19 protein-coding genes, 1 other RNA gene and 1 pseudogene are annotated in these 20,568 nt (G+C 51.2%); 11 read left to right on the top strand and 10 right to left on the bottom strand.

The window, feature by feature from the left end:
• The 6 genes and pseudogenes from ACLJPQ_RS00005 to ACLJPQ_RS00030 form a co-directional block, all read left to right on the top strand.
• Positions 1-62: IS1 family transposase (locus ACLJPQ_RS00005; protein ID WP_071528444.1), on the top strand; the 62-nt coding region annotated here is incomplete at its 5' end.
• Positions 63-68: 6 nt separating this feature from the next.
• Positions 69-278, top strand: a pseudogene (locus tag ACLJPQ_RS00010) (alpha/beta fold hydrolase); the annotation flags it as partial.
• Positions 279-299: 21 nt separating this feature from the next.
• Positions 300-1,643 (top strand): APC family permease, encoded by a 1,344-nt coding sequence (locus ACLJPQ_RS00015; RefSeq protein WP_080184919.1) that lies wholly within the window; start codon positions 300-302, stop codon positions 1,641-1,643.
• Between the two features lie 401 nt (positions 1,644-2,044).
• Entirely contained in the window at positions 2,045-3,457 is a 1,413-nt protein-coding gene (gene pykF, locus ACLJPQ_RS00020; RefSeq protein ID WP_000751447.1) for a pyruvate kinase PykF, read from the top strand.
• Positions 3,458-3,767: 310 nt separating this feature from the next.
• Positions 3,768-4,004 carry a murein lipoprotein Lpp gene (lpp, locus tag ACLJPQ_RS00025; protein ID WP_001082307.1) on the top strand — a complete coding sequence of 79 codons (237 nt, stop codon included), beginning with the start codon at positions 3,768-3,770 and terminating at the stop codon, positions 4,002-4,004.
• A gap of 82 nt (positions 4,005-4,086) precedes the next feature.
• Positions 4,087-4,326, top strand: coding sequence for a major outer membrane lipoprotein (locus ACLJPQ_RS00030; protein WP_023228360.1), 240 nt, complete (start codon positions 4,087-4,089; stop codon positions 4,324-4,326).
• 65 nt (positions 4,327-4,391) lie between these two features.
• Here the strand turns inward: ACLJPQ_RS00030 and ACLJPQ_RS00035 are convergent, their stop codons facing one another.
• The 7 genes from ACLJPQ_RS00035 to sufA form a co-directional block, all read right to left on the bottom strand.
• Positions 4,392-5,393 carry a L,D-transpeptidase family protein gene (locus ACLJPQ_RS00035; protein WP_000817059.1) on the bottom strand — a complete coding sequence of 334 codons (1,002 nt, stop codon included), beginning with the start codon at positions 5,391-5,393 and terminating at the stop codon, positions 4,392-4,394.
• Positions 5,394-5,547: 154 nt separating this feature from the next.
• Complete coding sequence (gene sufE, locus ACLJPQ_RS00040; protein ID WP_000729470.1) at positions 5,548-5,964, bottom strand: cysteine desulfuration protein SufE; 417 nt, start codon at positions 5,962-5,964, stop codon at positions 5,548-5,550.
• 12 nt (positions 5,965-5,976) lie between these two features.
• Positions 5,977-7,197 carry a cysteine desulfurase SufS gene (gene sufS / locus ACLJPQ_RS00045; protein WP_000143859.1) on the bottom strand — a complete coding sequence of 407 codons (1,221 nt, stop codon included), beginning with the start codon at positions 7,195-7,197 and terminating at the stop codon, positions 5,977-5,979.
• Complete coding sequence (sufD, locus tag ACLJPQ_RS00050) at positions 7,194-8,465, bottom strand: Fe-S cluster assembly protein SufD (protein WP_000907922.1); 1,272 nt, start codon at positions 8,463-8,465, stop codon at positions 7,194-7,196. Before sufD ends, sufS begins: the two co-directional genes overlap by 4 nt.
• The gene (sufC, locus tag ACLJPQ_RS00055; protein WP_000948902.1) at positions 8,440-9,186 is read right to left on the bottom strand and encodes a Fe-S cluster assembly ATPase SufC; all 747 of its coding nucleotides are present in this window, start codon (positions 9,184-9,186) and stop codon (positions 8,440-8,442) included. Before sufC ends, sufD begins: the two co-directional genes overlap by 26 nt.
• 16 nt (positions 9,187-9,202) lie before the next feature.
• The gene (gene sufB, locus ACLJPQ_RS00060; protein WP_000089383.1) at positions 9,203-10,690 is read right to left on the bottom strand and encodes a Fe-S cluster assembly protein SufB; all 1,488 of its coding nucleotides are present in this window, start codon (positions 10,688-10,690) and stop codon (positions 9,203-9,205) included.
• 8 nt (positions 10,691-10,698) lie between these two features.
• A complete protein-coding gene (gene sufA / locus ACLJPQ_RS00065; RefSeq protein ID WP_000418973.1) occupies positions 10,699-11,067 on the bottom strand; it encodes a Fe-S cluster assembly scaffold SufA in 369 nt (122 codons plus the stop codon).
• A 427-nt stretch (positions 11,068-11,494) separates the two neighbouring features.
• Here sufA and ACLJPQ_RS00070 point away from each other — a divergent pair, with 427 nt between their 5' ends.
• The gene (locus tag ACLJPQ_RS00070; protein ID WP_000261864.1) at positions 11,495-12,841 is read left to right on the top strand and encodes an L-cystine transporter; all 1,347 of its coding nucleotides are present in this window, start codon (positions 11,495-11,497) and stop codon (positions 12,839-12,841) included.
• A gap of 287 nt (positions 12,842-13,128) precedes the next feature.
• Here ACLJPQ_RS00070 and ACLJPQ_RS00075 read toward each other — a convergent pair whose 3' ends face one another.
• From ACLJPQ_RS00075 to ACLJPQ_RS00085, 3 genes are all read right to left on the bottom strand, one after another.
• Positions 13,129-13,317: a YdiH family protein gene (locus tag ACLJPQ_RS00075; RefSeq protein ID WP_001537749.1), complete on the bottom strand. Its 189-nt coding sequence runs from the start codon at positions 13,315-13,317 to the stop codon at positions 13,129-13,131.
• Positions 13,318-13,415: 98 nt separating this feature from the next.
• Positions 13,416-13,826, bottom strand: coding sequence for a 1,4-dihydroxy-2-naphthoyl-CoA hydrolase (gene menI, locus ACLJPQ_RS00080; RefSeq protein WP_000637930.1), 411 nt, complete (start codon positions 13,824-13,826; stop codon positions 13,416-13,418).
• The gene (locus tag ACLJPQ_RS00085; protein WP_000612907.1) at positions 13,823-16,879 is read right to left on the bottom strand and encodes an FAD-binding and (Fe-S)-binding domain-containing protein; all 3,057 of its coding nucleotides are present in this window, start codon (positions 16,877-16,879) and stop codon (positions 13,823-13,825) included. Before ACLJPQ_RS00085 ends, menI begins: the two co-directional genes overlap by 4 nt.
• Positions 16,880-17,143: 264 nt before the next feature.
• Between ACLJPQ_RS00085 and ydiK the strand changes: the two genes are divergently transcribed.
• From ydiK to ACLJPQ_RS00105, 4 genes are all read left to right on the top strand, one after another.
• Positions 17,144-18,262, top strand: a complete 1,119-nt coding sequence (gene ydiK / locus ACLJPQ_RS00090) for an AI-2E family transporter YdiK (RefSeq protein ID WP_000248614.1) — start codon at positions 17,144-17,146, stop codon at positions 18,260-18,262.
• A 182-nt stretch (positions 18,263-18,444) separates the two neighbouring features.
• Positions 18,445-18,552: antisense sRNA RprA (gene rprA / locus ACLJPQ_RS00095), an RNA gene on the top strand.
• Positions 18,553-18,719: 167 nt separating this feature from the next.
• On the top strand, positions 18,720-19,079 hold the full coding sequence (locus tag ACLJPQ_RS00100; protein WP_000980452.1) for a YdiL family protein: 360 nt from the start codon (positions 18,720-18,722) through the stop codon (positions 19,077-19,079).
• 140 nt (positions 19,080-19,219) lie between these two features.
• On the top strand, positions 19,220-20,431 hold the full coding sequence (locus ACLJPQ_RS00105; protein ID WP_000797669.1) for an MFS transporter: 1,212 nt from the start codon (positions 19,220-19,222) through the stop codon (positions 20,429-20,431).
• The last annotated feature ends 137 nt before the right edge of the window (positions 20,432-20,568 follow it).

Below are 20,568 nucleotides of genomic sequence, written 5' to 3' on the forward strand. Positions count from 1 at the left end.
AATCGGTGGAGCTGCATGACAAAGTCATCGGGCATTATCTGAACATAAAACACTATCAATAAGTTGGAGTCATTACCCATTTGTGCCAGATACGCTGTCCTGTTCTGGTACTGCGCGGCGAAAACGATCAGGCAACCGAGCGCGTCGTCTCTCCGCTTCTCTCTCACATTTCAGACTGCCGCGCGGTCACTATTCCCGGCAGCAGCCATAACCCGCATGAAGAAAATATCGCGCCCTGCCTCGCAGCGGTAAGCGCGTTTTTACGCGATCTGGCATAAAAAGCCATTAAGGTATTTATCATGAAAAAAGTCAAAAAATTGTCTCTTACCGATTTAGTGCTTTATGGTCTGGTGTTTATGGTGCCTATCGCGCCAGTCTCTCTTTATGGCGTCGTTTATAATCTTTCGCACGGTATGGTTGCGCTGGTTTATATTATTGGCGCGATCGCGATGTTTTTTACCGCGTACAGCTACTCTACCTTATCGCAGCATATCTCCTCGTCGGGTTCGGCCTATGCGTATGCTGGCGTATGCATTAATCCCGCCGTAGGGTTTCTGACCGGATGGATATTACTGCTGGATTATCTTTTGTTCCCTACGCTCGTAGCTGTGCTGGGCGGCGTCGCGGTCCACGCTATTTTACCGCAAATCCCGGTCTGGGTCTGGCCGTTGATTTATGTGGCTATTGGCACCGGAGTCAACTATCTCGGGATACAGCAAACGGCGAAATTTGATAAGTTACTGGTCTTTATTCAACTCGGTATTCTGGCGATTTTCGTGCTACTCATTGTCCGTCTGATGATGCAGGACAGTAGTCAGATAACGCTTTCCTTCCGGCCTTTTTTCGATTCACAGTGGTTCACCCCTGGGCTCATCGCAACGGCGATTTCGGTGGCTGCGCTGAATTTTCTCGGCTTTGACGCTATCAGTACATTAAGTGAAGAAAGCGAAGGCGGGGGACGCGCCGTCAGTAAAGCAACACTGTTGGCGTTAGTTTTGGCGACGGTACTGTTTATTATCGTTGTGGCGTTTGCGGCGTTCGCCACCGGTAACGTCGACCGCTTCGCGGAAGGTAATGCGACGAATGAAGCATTTTTCACCATTGCCGGCAACGTTGGCGGTATCTGGCTCAAAGTGACGTTTTCCATCATTGTGGCGTTTGTGTGCGCCGTCGGCAACATTATTACCGCGCAAACGGCGGTGTCCAGAGTGTTATTTTCAATGGGGCGCGACCGAATGTTGCCCGCCTTCCTCGCTCACGTCCATACCACGCGTAAAACGCCGGATTATGCCATTCTGTTTACCGGCGGCGTCACCCTGCTGCTCAGCTACCTGTTTTCCGGCAAGATTGAATCTATCTCCACGCTGGTGAACTTTGGCGCGCTTTTCGCTTTTTTTGTCGTGAACCTGTGTGTGTTTATCCTGTTCAATTTCCGGATGAAAGCCCAGCGGCGCATTTTCGCCCATGTCATTTCGCCGATCATGGGGATGATCGTCATCGGCTACGTCTGTTTAAACATGAACATTCACGCTCTGATACTCGGAATTAGCTGGGCGGCCATCGGGATAGCGATTCTGTGCTATCGAAAAGCACACAACCAAAACATCGCCATCGACCTGGAAGGCAAAAAGTTGCTCGATTGACATTATGCGCAACAACACCCGCTGTTGCGCAACGCCGCCCCTGTTCGGGCGGCGTTATCGCCAGCGACATCGTAAACAGCGTAATAACAAACCGTGGTGGATCTGCACAGATGTCTTTTGAAACAGGGTTTTCATTTTCCTTTTTTGTAAATTTCAGCGTATAATGCGCGCCAATTGTCTCTTGAATGGTTTCAGCGCATTGGACTGTAAAACTCAACGACTAAAATTATCCCCTTCCCGTTGGGCTGAAACGCGAGCACACATTCCTCTGCACGCTCTTTCGATGTCACCTATCCTTAGAGCGAGGCATCATCACTTTAGCAACACAGGCTTAGCTTCCGGGCCGTGCGCGCCCGAAGCCAGATTTCCATATCCTCCTCAACTTAAAGACTAAGACTGTCATGAAAAAGACGAAAATTGTTTGTACTATCGGTCCGAAAACCGAATCCGAAGAGATGTTAAGCAAAATGCTGGACGCGGGCATGAACGTGATGCGTCTGAACTTCTCTCATGGCGATTATGCAGAACACGGTCAGCGTATCCAGAACTTGCGCAACGTGATGAGCAAAACTGGTAAAAAAGCCGCTATTCTGCTTGATACTAAAGGACCAGAAATCCGCACCATTAAACTGGAGGGCGGTAACGACGTTTCGCTGAAAGCGGGTCAAACCTTCACTTTTACCACCGACAAATCCGTGGTCGGTAATAATGAAATCGTTGCCGTCACCTATGAAGGCTTCACCAGCGACCTGAGCGTTGGCAACACCGTCCTGGTTGACGATGGTCTGATCGGTATGGAAGTGACCGCCATCGAAGGCAATAAAGTCATTTGTAAGGTGCTGAACAACGGCGATCTGGGCGAGAACAAAGGCGTTAACCTGCCGGGCGTTTCTATTGCTCTGCCGGCGCTGGCTGAAAAAGACAAACAGGACCTGATCTTCGGTTGCGAACAGGGCGTTGACTTTGTTGCGGCGTCCTTTATCCGTAAACGTTCTGACGTTGTCGAAATTCGCGAGCATCTGAAAGCCCACGGCGGCGAAAACATCCAGATTATCTCTAAGATCGAAAACCAGGAAGGCCTGAACAACTTCGATGAAATTCTCGAAGCTTCCGACGGCATCATGGTTGCGCGTGGCGACCTGGGCGTAGAAATCCCGGTTGAAGAAGTGATCTTTGCGCAGAAAATGATGATCGAAAAATGTATCCGCGCACGTAAAGTCGTGATCACCGCGACTCAGATGCTGGATTCTATGATCAAAAACCCGCGTCCGACCCGCGCAGAAGCAGGCGACGTTGCGAACGCCATCCTCGACGGTACGGATGCGGTTATGCTGTCCGGCGAATCCGCAAAAGGGAAATACCCGCTGGAAGCCGTTTCTATCATGGCGACCATCTGCGAACGTACCGACCGCGTCATGAACAGCCGTCTGGACTACAACAACGACAGCCGTAAACTGCGCATTACGGAAGCGGTATGCCGCGGTGCGGTAGAAACCGCCGAAAAACTGGAAGCGCCGCTGATCGTGGTAGCGACCCAGGGCGGTAAATCCGCTCGCGCCGTGCGTAAATACTTCCCGGACGCCACCATCCTGGCATTGACCACCAATGAAGTGACCGCCCGTCAGTTAGTACTGAGCAAAGGCGTGGTATCGCAGCTGGTGAAAGAAATCAATTCTACTGATGATTTCTACCGTCTGGGCAAAGATGTCGCCCTGCAAAGCGGCCTCGCCCAGAAAGGCGACGTCGTAGTGATGGTCTCCGGCGCGCTGGTTCCAAGCGGCACCACTAACACCGCCTCTGTTCACGTACTGTAATAATTGTTGTGTGAATTAATTTGTTTAAAAAAGCGCCCTTCCGGCGCTTTTTTTATTTAATCGATAGCCACTATTAATAAAAAAATCAAATCGGATTTTACTATCTAATTGCGGATTATCTAAGAAGAATCCGATGGAAGCCCCCTGTTTTCTTTCGGTTTTTTAGGGACTTTCATGCATTTCGATGCTTCTTTGAGCGAACGATCAAAAATAAGTGCATTCCCATCAAAAAAATATTCTCAACATAAAAAAGTTTGTGTAATACTTGTAACGCTACATGGAGATTAACTCAATCTAGAGGGTATTAATAATGAATCGTACTAAACTGGTACTGGGCGCGGTAATCCTGGGTTCTACTCTGCTGGCTGGTTGCTCCAGCAACGCTAAAATCGATCAGCTGTCTTCTGACGTTCAGACTCTGAACGCTAAAGTTGACCAGCTGAGCAACGACGTGAACGCAATGCGTTCCGACGTTCAGGCTGCTAAAGACGACGCAGCTCGCGCTAACCAGCGTCTGGACAACCAGGCTACTAAATACCGTAAGTAATAGTACCTGCGTAATAAAAATGGCGCACATTGTGCGCCATTTTTTTTACCTATATAACCACACAAAATACAAGGTTATTGTTATGAACCGCACTAACAAACTGATCTTAGGTGCAGCAGTTCTGGGTTCCACGTTACTGGCAGGTTGTTCAAGCAACGCTAAAATCGATCAGTTGTCTTCCGATGTACAGACGCTGAGCGCTAAAGTTGAGCAACTGAGTAATGACGTAAATGCAATGCGTTCCGACGTTCAGGCTGCTAAAGACGATGCTGCTCGCGCGAACCAACGTCTGGACAACAAAGTATTCCGCATCTGTAAATGATTTGACGCACGATATAAAATGGCGCACATCGTGCGCCATTTTTTTGTCCGTTGTTTGCGCGAAGGCTACTGCGTCGCGCGCGTTTGCCCCTCTTCCCCGACAAAACCGTTCTGAGCGGATTCGACTGCGGTCGTATTTACCGCTGGCGTCTGCCCGGCGCTCACACTGACAGGATACCCGGCTCGCCGGTATAGCGCCTTATCGACCAGGCGACTATCCACCCCTTGCGCGTTTCTGAACGCGGTAAATTCCGCAGGCAACACGTAAGGCATCGTCTGCACGTTTTGCTCTTCTTCCGGCGATAGCGGCCTGTGTACCTCTACATAACGAATGCCATTCGGCTCGACAGAGAATTTCACCGGCTGGTTAATCACTTTTACCGGCGTCCCCGTTCTGACCTGCGCAAATAACGCTTTGATGTCCGGCGCGTTCATGCGAATGCAACCGGAACTCACGCGCAGACCCACGCTATCCGGCGCGCTGGTGCCATGAATGAGATATTCCCCATTACCGTGCGCCAGACGCAGCGCATAGCGTCCCAGCGGGTTATTTGGCCCGGCAGGGATCACTGGCGGCAGCGTGATCCCCCGCTCAAGCGAACGTTGGCGTATGCCCGCCGTCGGCGTCCACGTCGGGTTGGGGATCTTTTGCCCTATCCGGGTGTCCATGACGGGAGTTTCCAGTCCCTGCAAACCGATGCCGATGGGATACACCTGAACGCGGTTTTCTCCCGGCGGGTAATAATACAACCGTAGCTCCGCGAGGTTGACGATAACACCTTCCCTGGGCGCATCCGGCAATAGCATCTGCGAGGGAATGGTAATTAGCGTACCGGGCTTAGGCACTGGCGCAATCGTATTGTTCGCCTCAAGAATGAGCATCGCCGCCGTATCAAAACGCCGGGCGATAGCCTGCAGGTTTTTATCACCTTCCTGTACGGTATAGGTTTGATTCTGACCAATAAGACGGCTGCCTTCGGGCGGTAATGGATAATCAACCGCCCAGGCTGCCTGTAGCGCGCTATACGCGCCGATAATAGTTAGCGTAATGAAAGACGCACGTTTCATACCAAACCTCCTGTATTCCTGGTGATGTCCTCTGCGACGGCTGATAGCGCTTCGCTTATCAGAACAACAAAATACACGCTCTGTCCACTCTGGATAAAGCGACGTCGCCGTCCGACAAAGGATTTGACATCAGGTAGAACGCTGTCTGTACAGTTTAGCTAAGAGTGGCGGCCTTAGCGCGAATTGCGCGAATCATTGCTTCCAGCCCCTGAGAACGAGAAGGCGTGAGGTGCTGCGTAAGCGCCATTTTTTCGAACCATGGCCGGACATCAAAATGCACAATATCCTGCGCCGTCATCTGGTGGTACAAAATAAATACCACCGCCATAAGGCCTTTAACGATCGCCGCGTCGCTGTCGCCCTGCAATTCGATAATGCCGTTGGCGTTTCGCCGCATCACGATCCACACCTGGCTCTGACAGCCATGAATCGTATTTTGCGGATTGCGATCCTGCGGATTTAACTCCGCCAGGCGCTGCCCCAACTCAATAATATATAAATATTTCTCTTCCCAATTAGCGCAACGCGTAAAGTTACGCAGCAATTTTTCTTTATCCGGTAGCGCAGCCATAAAACCTCACTGTTATCCCAATAAGCGGTGGATACGCGTTAATCCTGCCACCAGTCGGTCCACTTCTTCATGGGTGTTATACATCGCCAGCGAAGCCCGGCACATTGCTGGCACGCCATACCAGGCCATGAGCGGCATCGCGCAGTGATGCCCCGTTCGTACCGCGATACCGTAATTATCAAGAAAGCTGCCGACGTCGTAAGCATGGTGTTTACCCAGATTAAACGCGATGACGCCCAACCGCTGCGCCGGGCCATATAGCGTGATATCAGGCACCTGCGCCAGTTGCTCCAGCGCATAGCGCATCAGCATCTGCTCATAATCGCCAATCTTATCCAGTCCCAGCGACGTCACATAGTCAATCGCCGCGCCCAGACCGATGATGCCGCCAGTATTCGGCGTTCCCGCCTCAAAACGCCAGGGCGCTTTCGCCCATGTCGTTCCCTGCGTCAGGCTGACGGTCGAAATCATCGACCCGCCCCCTTCCCACGGCGGCATTTCTTGCAGCAACGCCTCTTTAACATACAGAATGCCGATGCCGGTCGGCCCGTAAAGTTTATGGCCGGAGAAAACGTAAAAATCGCAGTCCAGCGCCTGGACGTCAACAGCATGGTGCATCACGGCCTGGGCGCCATCCACCAGCACTTTCGCCCCATGCTGGCGCGCCAGCGCAATCATGTCCGGCAGCGGGTTTTCCGTCCCCAGCACATTGGAAACATGGGTAATGGCCAGCAGTCGGGTCCGGTCATCGAACAGCGCAGCTAAGGTCTCCAGCCGCAGCGTACCGTCAGGATGCAACGGGATCACGCGCAGTTCAGCGCCTTTGCGCTCGCACAGCATCTGCCAGGGAACGATGTTGGCATGATGCTCCATCTCGCTGATGATAATGTTATCCCCGGCGCGAATATTTTCCGTTCCCCAACTGTTGGCGACAAGGTTAATGCCCTCCGTCGTACCGCGCACGAACACCAGTTCTTCTGCGGAGCGGGCGTTAATAAACCGCGACGCCTGCTTACGCACATTCTCCATGCTTTCGGTCGCCTGTGCGCTTAACGTATGGATACCTCGATGTACCGCAGCATAGCCGTGACGGTAGAAGGCAGATTCAGCGTCAATCACCTGATTGGGTTTTTGAGCGCTGGCTGCGCTGTCCAGGTAAGCCAGCGGCAGGCCGTTAACTTCACGCTGCAGTATGGGAAAATCCGCCCGTACTTTTTCTACAGGAAATGTCATACCAGGCCTCCGGGCAGTCGCTGACCGATTCGCGCCAGCACCTGCTGTTTAAGGGCGCTATCATGGATAGCTTCCGTTAACTCTGCGGCAAACGCGTAAAGAATCATGTGCCGCGCCTCCTGCTGCCTGATGCCGCGTGATTGCAGATAAAACATCTGCTCATCGTCAATACGCCCGATTGTCGCGCCGTGGCTGCACTTCACGTCATCGGCATAGATCTCTAATTGCGGTTTGGTATCGACTTCAGCCAGTTTCCCCAACAACAGGTTATTATTGGTCATCTGGCCGTCGGTTTTAATGGCGTGTTGCGCCACGTTAATCAGGCCATTAAAGACCGCGCGTCCTTTGTCGCTGACGATGGTCTTGTGCAACTGGCGGCTGTTACAGTAGCCTTTGTTATGTTCCAGCCATGTCCGCGTATCGCAGACTTCATTTTTCACCGGCATCGCCAGACTATTCAGTCGAAGCGTCGCGTTTTCACCATTCAGTTGTGAGCTGCTGTGGTGACGTAGTACTGCGGCGCCCAGCAGAAAACTGTGGCTAAACGCCGAGGCGTCTGTCGCCAGCAGAAGATCGTTATGCGCAAAGTGATAGCTGGACGCATTTTCAAACGCCAGTTTGATATGGCGCAGTTGCGCATTGTCTGCAACGTTCATCGTCAGACGCGCGCCGGTAAAATGTTTTGCCGCTGTAAGGCTGACATAATGCTCAATAACCGTCGCTTCCGCGCCTTCCGCCAGCGCCAGATGGTGGCGATAATGCGCGGTATTCAGCTCGTCGCCATCCACGCCCTGCGTGATATGCATTAACAGTAGGGGCCTGGTCGGACGCTGATTTCGCCGGACCTGTATATACGTGACACATTGCGCCAGGCTTTCCGTCAGATGCAGAAAAACCTCGGGATGTACCGGCGCGGCAAGCGTCTGGCGCTCATCCCTGACGCTAACGTCAAATCCGCTGTTTTGCGTGCTATCACTGAGCTCTGGCATAAACCGACCATCGACAAACACCAGCCGCACGGCATCGATTTGCAGCGCCAGCGCATCACGCTGTGCGGCGCTGATAGTCGCACACTGCTGGATAAACTGGCTATGGGTTAAGCCCTCCAGCGGCGTGTATTTCCAGTCTTCATGTTTACGCGTCGGCAATCCCAGACGTAACATCTGTTGTAAATGTTTTCTTGCTTGCTCAGTTCGACTTTCTCCTTTTTCTTCAAAGAGATGCTGCCATTGCTGTAGCGCTTTACTGCTGTTCGGTAAGCCAGCCATAACCCTGCTCCTCCAGTTGTTTGACCAGAGTAAAATCGCCGGATCGGACAATTCGCCCCTGATAGAGGACATGGACGTAATCAGGCTTGATGTAGTCCAGTATGCGCTGATAGTGGGTCACGATAATAAAAGCGCGTTTATCGTCGCGTAACGCGTTGACGCCTTCCGCCACAATTTTCAACGCATCGATATCCAGTCCGGAGTCCGACTCATCAAGGATGCACAGTTCCGGCTCCAGCACCGCCATTTGCAAAATATCATTGCGCTTTTTCTCCCCGCCGGAAAAACCGACGTTTACCGAACGGGTCAGTAAATCTTCCGGCATTTTCAGCAATGCGATCTTTTCTTCCATCAGATCCTGAAAATCAAAGCGATCCAACGACGCCTGCCCGCGGTAGGCGCGCACGGCATTCAGCGCGGTTTGCAGGAAAAACTGGTTACTGACGCCGGGGATTTCTACCGGGTACTGGAAGGCCATAAAAATCCCTTCGCCCGCCCGTTCCTCCGGCGACAGTTCAAGCAGATCTTTACCCTTGAACGTAACCGAGCCGCCGGTGACCTCATAATCTTCACGTCCCGCCAGGGTGGCGGAGAGCGTGCTTTTCCCGGAACCGTTCGGCCCCATAATGGCGTGAACTTCGCCGGGGCGAATCTCCAGATTCAGGCCACGCAAAATCGCTTTTTCTTCCACACTGACCTGTAAATCTTTAATGCTTAACATGGGTTTTCCTTCATCATTAACCGACGCTGTGCTCAAGGCTAATCGCCAGCAGTTTTTGCGCTTCAACGGCGAACTCCAGCGGTAGTTCCGAGAAAACGTCTTTGCAGAAACCGTTGACGATCATCGAAATAGCGTCTTCTTCGCTGATACCGCGTTGCAAACAATAGAAAAGCTGATCTTCACCGATGCGTGATGTTGTCGCTTCGTGCTCCAGCTGCGCGCTGTTATTGCGGCATTCAACATACGGGAACGTATGCGCGCCGCAGTCCGCGCCAATCAACATGGAGTCGCATTGGGTGAAATTTCGGGCGTTGGTCGCCGTCGGCATAATTTTTACCAACCCACGGTAGCTGTTCTGGCTGTGGCCGGCGGAAATGCCTTTTGAGATAATGGTTGAGCGCGTGTTTTTACCGATATGGATCATTTTGGTGCCGGTGTCAGCCTGCTGATGTCCACTGGTCAGCGCAACGGAATAGAACTCGCCGATAGAATTATCACCGCGCAGGATACAGCTCGGGTATTTCCAGGTAATCGCCGAACCGGTTTCCGACTGGGTCCACGACATCTTGCTGTTTTCCCCTTCGCACAACGCCCGCTTGGTCACAAAATTCAGAATGCCGCCCGTGTTGTTGTCGCCCGGGAACCAGTTTTGTACGGTGGAATATTTTACTTCAGCATCTTTATGGATGATGACTTCCACTACCGCGGCGTGAAGCTGATAACTGTCGCGTACGGGCGCGGAGCAGCCTTCGATATAACTCACATAGCTGCCTTCATCCGCCACCAGAATCGTGCGCTCAAACTGACCGGTTTTCTCAGCGTTAATGCGAAAATAGGTGGATAACTCCATTGGGCAACGCACGCCTTTAGGAACATAGATAAATGTCCCATCGGAAGCGACTGCCGCATTCAGCGCGGCAAAAAAGTTATCGTTCCCCGGCACGACGGTGCCAAGATATTTCCTGACCAGGTCAGGGTGATCGTGTATCGCTTCGCCAAAAGAACAGAAAATAATGCCCTGTTCCGCCAGTTTTTCACGGTATGTGGTCGCTACGGAGACCGAGTCAAAAATCGCATCGACGGCGACCTCTTTCCCTTCGCGAACCGGAACGCCAAGCTGCTCGAAGGCGTCTTCAACCTCTTTACTCAAAAAGGTATTCGCGCCCGTTTGCTGTACGGCTCCCGGCTGGGAAACGCAGCTATCGTCGCAGTTTCCGCATGATGGCGCAGAGTAATAGCTGTAGTCCTGATAGTTCAGTTTATCGTAGTGCGCCTTCAGCCAGTGCGGTTCATCCATGTCCAGCCAGGCTCTATAGGCATTGAGACGAAATTCCAGCATCCACTCTGGTTCGTTACGCTTTGCGGAAATCGCGCGCACCACCTCTTCGCTGATGCCTTTTGCCAGTTCATCAGTGGGTAATTGCGTGAAAAATCCTTCTTTGTAATTAAGGCGTCCGCCTGTCCAGATGCCGACCTCTTCCGTTGCTTCAGTATTACGAGACATAGTACCGCCTATACCCCAAAACTTTCGCCGCAGCCGCATTCATTCTGGGCTTTGGGGTTATGAAATTTAAATAACTGGTTCAGCCCTTCCTGTACGTAATCCACTTCTGTTCCGTCAATAAAAGGCATCGCCTGTAACGGTGCGAAAAGCTTTGCGCCTTCGGCTTCAAAAACCAGATCGTCTTTATCCGGCTCCCGAACGGTATCCAGAACATAGCCGAATCCGGCACATCCCGTCTGTTTTACGCTTAACCGCACGCCCAACATGCCCGGCTGCTTTGCTGCCAGTTCACGTATGTGCGCTGCCGCCGCTGGCGTTAGCGTCAGCCCTTGCCAGGGGAAGTCCTCCGGGTTAAACGTGCCTGAATGCAATTCCATAGAGTTACCTCGCGTTCTAAATCACCAGGATATAACAGCATGTTAGTGATAATGATTATCACTTCAACCCCTTAACCGCAGGGGCTTTCCAACAAATGGTTATATTGAGCGCCTTTTATTAAGCATAGACCCTGTCCGTCAGGTCATACGACAGACAAAAAAATCGCTTAACTTCTTGATAAATAATGATTTATAAAATATTAACCGTTCTGACAGGTCAAAAACGAAAAGATGTATAGAAAATGACTATTTAATTAATAGGCTGTCGACATTGCCGGGCGGCGAGGTCAGAACCCCATTTTTTGTATGGATACCTGGCGTTGCGCTCTTTATAATCCGCTGCGGTTCTATAACTCAGTTTGAGCTATAGGTTTATGTAAACTCTTTCCGGCATTTCAGGTGCTGAATGAGGCAAGAGGCTTAAAATATGGTTGTTACGCTCGCGTATATCGCACTTTTTTTGGTTTTCTCGTGGGTCATCTTGAGAATTAATCAAAAAAGCGATTCCCTGTCGAAAAGCGTTTTTATCGCTATCTTTTTAGGGGCTGTTATTGGTTTATCCCTGCATTTTATTTCAGCAAATCACACTAAAACTATTATCGAATGGTACAGCATCGTCGGCAATGGTTACGTCCACCTGCTAAAACTGGTCGCTATACCGCTAATTTTTATTTCTATTCTTTCCGCCATCAATAAACTGGAAAATAGCGCCGGCATCGGAAAAATGTCGCTGACGATCGTCGGATGCATGTTATGCCTGGTGATGGTTGCCGGTTTTATCGGATTACTGACCGCTCATGTGCTGGGGCTTGACGCCAGCGCTTTTGTGCACATGCCGTCAATGTTAACTACGGAAGAAGTCAATAAGACTGCCGCGGTGTCGATTCCCCAGTTAGTGACATCGCTGATTCCGACTAATATTTTTCTTGATCTTACGGGGGCCAGAAGTGTTTCCGTTATCGGCATCGTTATCTTCACGCTAATAGCGGGGATCGCTCTGTTAAAGGTCAAAAAAGAGGCGCCTGAAGAAGGTCAGAAATTAAGCGCAGGCATTAACGCTATTCAGATCTGGGTCATGAAGATGGTACGTATCGTTATTGCATTAACGCCCTATGGCGTCATGGCATTAATGACTACCGTATTTTCATCATACCACCTTGAACAATTCGCCAGCTTACTTGGTTTTATCGGCGCCTGTTACATCGCGATTTTCATGATGTTTATCGTGCACGCCATCTTGCTGATCCTCAGCGGTAATAATCCAGCGCGTTATTTCAGAATGGTCTGGCCCGTCTTAACCTTTGCGTTTGTTTCCCGCAGCAGCGCAGCCTCTATCCCGCTGGCCATTTCCGCCCAGGAAAAATTTGGCGTACAAAGCACTATTGCCAATATTTCCGCCTCGTTTGGCTCCAGTATGGGGCAAAATGGCTGCGCCGGGATTTATCCGGCTATTATGGTAGCGATGATTGCGCCCACCATCGGCATTGATCCGCTCTCGCTACATTTTCTGGCCGCGATGTTGCCTGCCATTGCGCTAGGGTCTATTGGCGTAGCCGGCGTCGGCGGCGGCGGTACGTTCGCGGCGCTGATTGTCCTGTCGACGTTGAATTTTCCCGTTGCGCTGGTCGGTATTTTTATTGCCATCGAACCTATCGTTGATATGGCCCGCACGGCACTGAACGTTAACGGATCGATGATGTCAGGTGTGCTGGCTAACCGTATTTTGAATAATCATACGGCTGACGACATGCCAGCGGTTATTGACAGACCTTAGTTTTTTACGCGCCCGGAAAAGAAAAACCCTTAAGTCTGTTCAATACAGGCTTAAGGGTTCCGGCCCCATCCGGCGCTTATCTCCGGCACTCTTAATGGCTTAGCTCTTGAAGGGGCATAAGAATAATCTCATAAAGAGCGCGCGCCTTTTTAGCACAAATGGCGATCTGTATTTTTTTTAAACAAAATCAAGGGGGTTATCTATTACCTGGGGACAGGGTCTGGTGAGATTGCCTGGTAACATAGCCGGATGGCGGCTAACGCCTTATCCGGCCTACACAGACTTTATTAATGCACGCCCAACCGCCAGGCGAAATAGATCTCTTCTTTCAGTTCGGTTGCAGAGAGGGTGAGGAGATCGGCAAACTCTAACTCCAGCTGTTTTAAACGCTTCAAATACTGCGCGGGAGAAAGTTCGGTTTTATCACGGCGTAAAAATTCAATCGCCAGTTGGGTTGGGTCTAAATCAGTAGACATATCATCCTCGCTTATGTGTAAACGTGCACAGTATATCACCTTTTTCTGCGCACATTTTGACCAAAAGCAATATGCATCACACTTTTATGGTGACAACGTCACACAATCGCCGTAGTAAGGCGCGAAGAACAGCACAGACGTCCCTGTTCATCAAAGATCTCTATCTGCCAGACCTGATGGCGAGCCCCAGTATGCAACGCTTTACAGACGCCTCGTACGCGCCCCTGACGCGCCGACCGTACATGGTTGGCATTCACCTCCAGCCCCACCACCTTTTGCTCCCCCTGCGTACACAGATAGCCTGCGACCGAGCCGATACTTTCCGCCAGCACCACAGACGCTCCGCCATGCAGCAAGCCGAACGGCTGTTTGGTGCGATGATCGACGGGCATTGTCGCTTCCAGCGTATCGTCCCCAATACGCTCAAAGCGGATATCAAGCAGGCCAACCATATTCCCTTCCCCCATCGCATTAAGCGCATCGAGGGTCACTTCACGTTTCCAGATCAACCTATAATCTCCAGTAATGCCTGCAACGGGTGACGCACGCCCGTACCTTCAATGCGTTTAACCTGGCTTCGGCAGGAATAGCCGGTTGCCAGGCAGCGGTTTCGCGGTAGACGTTGCATCGCCTGATGCCAGGATAGCTCATAAATTCCCAGCGAATTTTTATGATTGGTGAGTTCATGTCCATAAGTGCCCGCCATACCGCAGCAGCCTACGCTGACATTTTCCAGCTTCGCGCCAAAATGGGCAAAGATGGCGGCCCACTGCGCAGGCGCGCCGGGTAAAGCCGTGACTTCCGTACAATGACCAAAAAAGTACCACGGTTCGCCGCTCACCTCGACGGACAGTCTTGCATTTATTTCCTGCGCCAGCCATTCATTCACCAGCAACACATGAAAATCGCCGCGCTGTTCGCCCAGCGCCAGTTTGTATTCGTCGCGATAACACAGAACCAGCGCCGGATCGACGCCCACCATCGGCATCCCCAACGCGGCGATCCGATTAAGGAACTCAGAGGTTTTTTTCGCCGTTTTCGCAAAGCGATTAAGAAAACCTTTAATATGCTGCGCCTTACCATTCGGCGAGAACGGTAACAATACCGGCCTCCTGCCCAGCTTTTCCGCCAGGCGGATAAAGTCCGCCACGACCCGGGCGTCGTAGTAGCTGGTAAACGGATCCTGAACCACCAGTACCGTTTTCGCTTTTTGCTCGGCGCTCATGCGTTCCAGTTGCTCAAGCGTCATATTGGCAGACGGATGGCCCACCAGTTGCTGTTGCAATGAAGGGGCAGAAAGCAGAGGTAAATCCACCATACCGATATGTTTTTTCGCCAGATTGCGAACCATCGGTTGGTTAATAAAAAAGTTAAAGGTCTTTGGCGCACGCGCCATCAGCGGCGCGTAGGTCTCGACCGTCGCCACCAGATGATCGCGTACCGGACGCAGATAACGCGTATGGTAAAGCTGTAAGAAACGCGAACGAAACTCCGGAACATCGATTTTAATCGGACACTGGGTCGTACAGGCTTTACATGCCAGACAGCCGGACATGGCCTCTTTAACTTCATGGGAAAAGTCATACTCGCCTTTGCGTTTGTGCCAACTATTCCGGGTGCGGGCAATCAGCGTGCGTAAGCTGGCGCGTTTTTCCGGCAACTCCTTTTCCAGCTTCAGCGGATCGACGCCGCGATCGGCCAATAGACGGAGCCATTCCCGTACCAGCGTCGCCCGCCCTTTCGGCGAGTGGATCCGGTTAAGGCTAATTTTCATCGACGGGCACATCGGGCTTTTCGCATCGAAATTAAAGCACAGGCCGTTACCATTACACTCCATAGCGCCGCGCCAGGTCTGCCGTACCGCCAGCGGGATTTGCCGATCCCATGTGCCGCGTTTTACCGCATCCACCTTCATCATCGGCGCCTCTATCCCCTGCGGCGGACAGATTTTACCCGGGTTAAGTCGATTATGCGGATCAAAAGCCGCTTTTATTTTGCGCAGCTCGCCATACAGGACTTCGCCGAAAAAGGCCGGGCTGTATTCCGCACGAAAACCTTTTCCATGCTCGCCCCACAACAGCCCGCCGTATCTGGCGGTCAGCGCGACGACCTCATCGGAGATCTGTTTCATCAACAGTTCCTGCTGCGGATCGCACATATCCAGCGCCGGACGCACATGCAGCACCCCGGCATCCACGTGGCCGAACATGCCGTAACTTAAGCCATGACCATCCAGCAGGGCGCGAAATTCGGCGATGTAATCGGCCAGATGTTCAGGCGGCACGCAGGTATCTTCCGCAAAAGGAATCGGTTTGGCAGCACCTTTCGCATTACCCAGCAGCCCTACCGCTTTTTTACGCATCGCGTAAATACGCTCAATACCCGTCAAATCGGTACAAAGTTGCCAGCCGATCACGCCCGCTTCCGCTCGCGCCATCAGGCCATCCAGCCGGTGGCACAGCGCCTCGACCTGTCCGTCAATAAGCGCTTCATCGTCACCCGCGAATTCCACGATATTCAGGCCAAGCATCTCTTTATCCGGCACATCGGTAATCAATTCGCTAACGGAGTGCCAGACAATATCTTCCCGCGCGAGGTTAAGGACTTTGGAATCGACCGTCTCGACGGATAAGGCGCGCGCATCAACCATAAAAGGGGCGTTACGCAGCGCGGAATCAAAGGAGTCGTATTTTACATTTACCAGACGGCGGACTTTGGGTATCGGGGTAATATCCAGCCGGGCTTCAGTAATAAACGCCAGCGTCCCTTCCGACCCCGTTAAGATGCGGGTAAGATCGAAGCGGGTCATGTCATCGTTAAAGACGTGGCGTAAATCGTAGCCTGTCAGGAAACGATTGAGCTTTGGAAAGCTATCGAGGATAAGTTGACGGTTTTCCAGGCAGGACTGATAGACGGTCTGATAGATGCGGCCTGGCATCGTCGTGTTTTCACCCAGCGTCCGGGCAAGCTCTACGGGCATCGATTGCGTGTCAAGGATATCGCCCCCCAACAATACGGCCCGTATGCCTAAGACGTGATCTGACGTTTTCCCATAGACCAGCGAACCCTGACCAGAGGCATCGGTATTAATCATACCGCCAAGCGTGGCGCGATTACTGGTGGAAAGTTCCGGCGCAAAAAAATAGCCATACGGCTTTAACGCCTGATTAAGCTGATCTTTTATCACCCCCGCCTCTACCCGCACCCATCCCTCTTCAGGATTAATTTCAATAATGCGGTTCATATAGCGGGACATATCAACAATAATGCCCTGGTTTAGCGCCTGGCCATTCGTGCCAGTACCGCCGCCTCGAGGGGTAAATATCAGCGACGTAAAGCGCGGCTCCGCCGCCAGACGGGCAAGAAGCGCGACATCAGCCGTAGAACGGGGAAACACAACAGCATCGGGAAGAAGCTGGTAGATACTGTTATCGGTCGACATTGTCAGACGGTCGGCATAGCTGGTTGCCGTATCGCCCGTAAACCCTTGCTGCTCCAGCGCCTGCAAAAAATTGAGCACCAGCTGAACGACGCCGGGTGCCTGAGAAATTTGTGGAATCATTATATTGACCTTTTCCTGCGGTCTATGTTGTGAACAGTGGCGCCCAACCCGGCGAGCGCGAGCGGTCTACGCACAGGAAGGGATGCTTAATCGTTTGCGTGTTGCGTTATTTGTTGTATCACATTTTTTTCCTGTGCGCCCAACAGAATTACATGCAGAATCGGCCTGTTAAAAACCGCTGAAATTGCTCATCATTATAGGGTGTGGTTTGCATGTTCACGTCGCGCCAACGTTCTGGCGCAAAGACAAAGGTGAAAAGTATTTATGGTAAATGTTCGTCAGCCCAGGGATATTGCGCAAGTGCTGCTATCGGTGCTGTTTTTAGCCATCATGATTGTGGCCTGTTTGTGGATAGTACAGCCTTTTATTTTGGGGTTTGCATGGGCAGGTACGATTGTTATCGCGACCTGGCCCGTTTTGCTGAAATTACAAAAAATATTGTGGGGCCGCCGCTCGCTTGCCGTACTGGTCATGACGCTGCTGTTAGTGCTGCTCTTCGTTATTCCCGTCGCCTTGCTGGTGAACAGCATTGTCGATGGTAGCGGCCCGCTCATCCATGCAGTGACCGGCGGCGATATGACGCTACCCGATCTGGCATGGTTAAATAATATTCCGTTAGTTGGCGCCAAACTGTATGCCGGATGGCATAGCCTGCTGGATATGGGCGGTAGCGCTATTATGGCGAAAGTGCGGCCTTATATCGGCACAACCACGACCTGGTTTGTCGGTCAGGCGGCGCATATCGGACGCTTTATGATGCACTGCGCCCTGATGCTGTTGTTTAGCGCCCTGCTTTACTGGCGCGGCGAACAAGTGGCGATGGGAATACGCCATTTTGCCTGTCGTCTCGCGGCTAAACGCGGCGATGCGGCGGTTCTGCTGGCTGCCCAGGCGATCCGCGCCGTGGCGCTTGGCGTGGTGGTCACCGCGCTGGTACAGGCGGTACTTGGCGGCGTCGGGCTGGCGATTTCCGGCGTGCCTTACGCTACCCTGTTGACGGTAGTGATGATCCTTTCGTGTCTGGTTCAGTTGGGGCCGTTGCCGGTATTGATTCCAGCCATTATCTGGCTTTACTGGACAGGCGACACCACCTGGGGCACCGTGCTGCTGGTTTGGAGCGCCATCGTCGGCACTCTGGATAACGTGATTCGCCCGGTACTCATCCGCATGGGCGCCGATTTACCGCTGCTTCTGATCCTTTCCGGGGTAATCGGCGGCCTGATTGCATTCGGTATGATTGGTCTGTTTATTGGACCGGTGCTTCTGGCCGTGACCTGGCGTTTGTTCTCCGCATGGGTACATGAAGTTCCGGCGCCGACGAATGAACCAGAGGAGATCCTTGAAGAGCTGGATGACATCGAGGAAGCCAACAAGCAGTCATAATCCCGTCGGGCGGCATTGCCGCCCGATGCTTTAGCGACGTTTATCAATTCAACGCACACCCCATTTTGATTCGCCCGTCTGTTCCCCGCCGCATCTCATTTCTGTCGCAAATCCGTTACAGTTTTTAAACTATTGAGACGAATCTGATCGACGCAAAAAGTGCTCATGCCTACTATTAGCACACGGTTATAAATCAACACATTGATTTATAAGCATGGAAATCCCCTGAGTGAAACAACGAATTGCTGTGTGTAGTCTTTGCCCGTCTCCTACGATGGGCTTTTTTTTAACTTTTTTTCGCTGCATTGTTACATAAGCCAGCTCCCGTTTCCCTTCAACACTGCGATATCTGCAACGAACAAATAATATTGCACAAAATAGTGTGATTCTGTTCAAGTCGAAACGGTGTCGGTGGTGCTATTTATAGCATCACTTTTTTCATATAAAAGCCTAAAAAATGATGAACGCGTTAGAACTACAAGCACTACGGCGTATTTTTGATATGACGATTGAAGAATGCACAATCTATATCACCCAGGATAATAATTCGGCAACCTGGCAACGATGGGAAGCTGGCGACATACCCATCTCTCCAGAAATCATTGCCAGGTTAAAGGAAATGAAAGCCAGGAGACAGCGACGAATTAACGCCATTGTTGACAAAATAAATAACCGCATCGGCAATAATACAATGCGTTACTTCCCTGATTTATCTTCTTTTCAGTCCATTTATACAGAGGGGGATTTTATCGAGTGGAAAATTTATCAATCTGTTGCTGCCGAACTTTTCGCACATGATCTGGAGCGGCTGTGTTAGACGTAAACTTTATCGCCGCATCGTATTGATACCGGATAGAAAACCACACAATCACGACATTGACTTGTCACCCTATCCAATATGCTTCCTGCCTATGTATACCACTGTAACGTTCAGGCGGCATCTCTGAGTCAGATAATATGAAAAATCGTTATTTCCCTACCGCTGTAGGGTTGTATTTTAATTACTTTGTACATGGCATGGGGGTTATCCTGATGAGCCTGAACATGTCATCGCTTGAACAGCAATGGCATACCAGTGCCGCTGGCGTCTCTATTGTGATCTCTTCGCTTGGTATTGGCCGGTTAAGCGTTTTGTTAATCGCCGGTATGCTTTCCGATCGCTTTGGTCGCCGTCCTTTTATCATTCTGGGGACCGCCTGTTACCTGATTTTTTTCATTGGCATTCTTTATGCTCAGACGATTTTTGTCGCTTATGCCTGTGGCTTTTTAGCGGGTATGGCCAACAGTTTTTTAGATGCAGGTACCTATCCCAGTTTGATGGAAGCCTTCCCTCGCTCCCCCAGTACGGCAAATATTCTGATTAAAGCATTTGTCTCTGGCGGGCAATTCTTGTTGCCCATTATTATCAGTTTATTAGTCTGGGCTAATATGTGGTTTGGTTGGTCCTTCCTGCTTGCCGGGGCGATCATGCTTATTAATGCTCTGTTTTTATTACGCTGTCCTTTTCCACCCTATCCTGGTCGGATATTGAAGCCCAAAATCTCGCAAGCGCCTGTCACAGGCGTACATCATTGCTCCCTCATCGATCTGATCAGCTACACCCTTTATGGCTATATCTCGATGGCAACCTTTTACCTTATCAGCCAGTGGCTGGCGCAGTATGGACAGTTCGTCGCAGGAATGTCGTATACCCAATCCATCAAACTGTTAAGTATTTATACCTGCGGCTCGCTACTGTGCGTTTTTATAACCGCCCCGCTGGTCAGAAAAACAATTCGCTCTACCACATTATTGATGTTTTATACCTTTATCTCTTTTATTGCGCTTCTGACGGTCTGCCTGCATCCTCAGGCCTATGTTGTTATGATCTTCGCATTCGTCATTGGATTCTCTTCCGCCGGTGGCGTAGTACAAATCGGCCTGACGCTGATGGCGGCCCGTTTTCCACAGGAGAAAGGTAAAGCGACCGGCATTTATTACAGCGCCGGCAGTATCGCGACGTTCACTATTCCGTTGATCACAGCGCGGATTTCAGAAATGAGCATTGCACATATTATGTGGTTTGATACCGGTATCGCCGCAGCGGGATTTCTCCTCGCGCTGTTCATCGGTTACCGAAGTCGGGCTGAATCACAACATCACGCTGAAGCAGCGTCAACTGCACAATAAATGTTAGCGTGCCAACTGCAATATTATTGCCTTGCTATGCAAAATAAAACGTTAGCCATTATCACCGGGAAACAAAAAATGTAATTTTCGTGTTAATTATTATTCATTATCTTCACACTTATCAGAAAAATTGCGAT

This window comes from Salmonella sp. SAL04213 (assembly GCF_046550535.1).
GTDB lineage: Bacteria > Pseudomonadota > Gammaproteobacteria > Enterobacterales > Enterobacteriaceae > Salmonella > Salmonella enterica.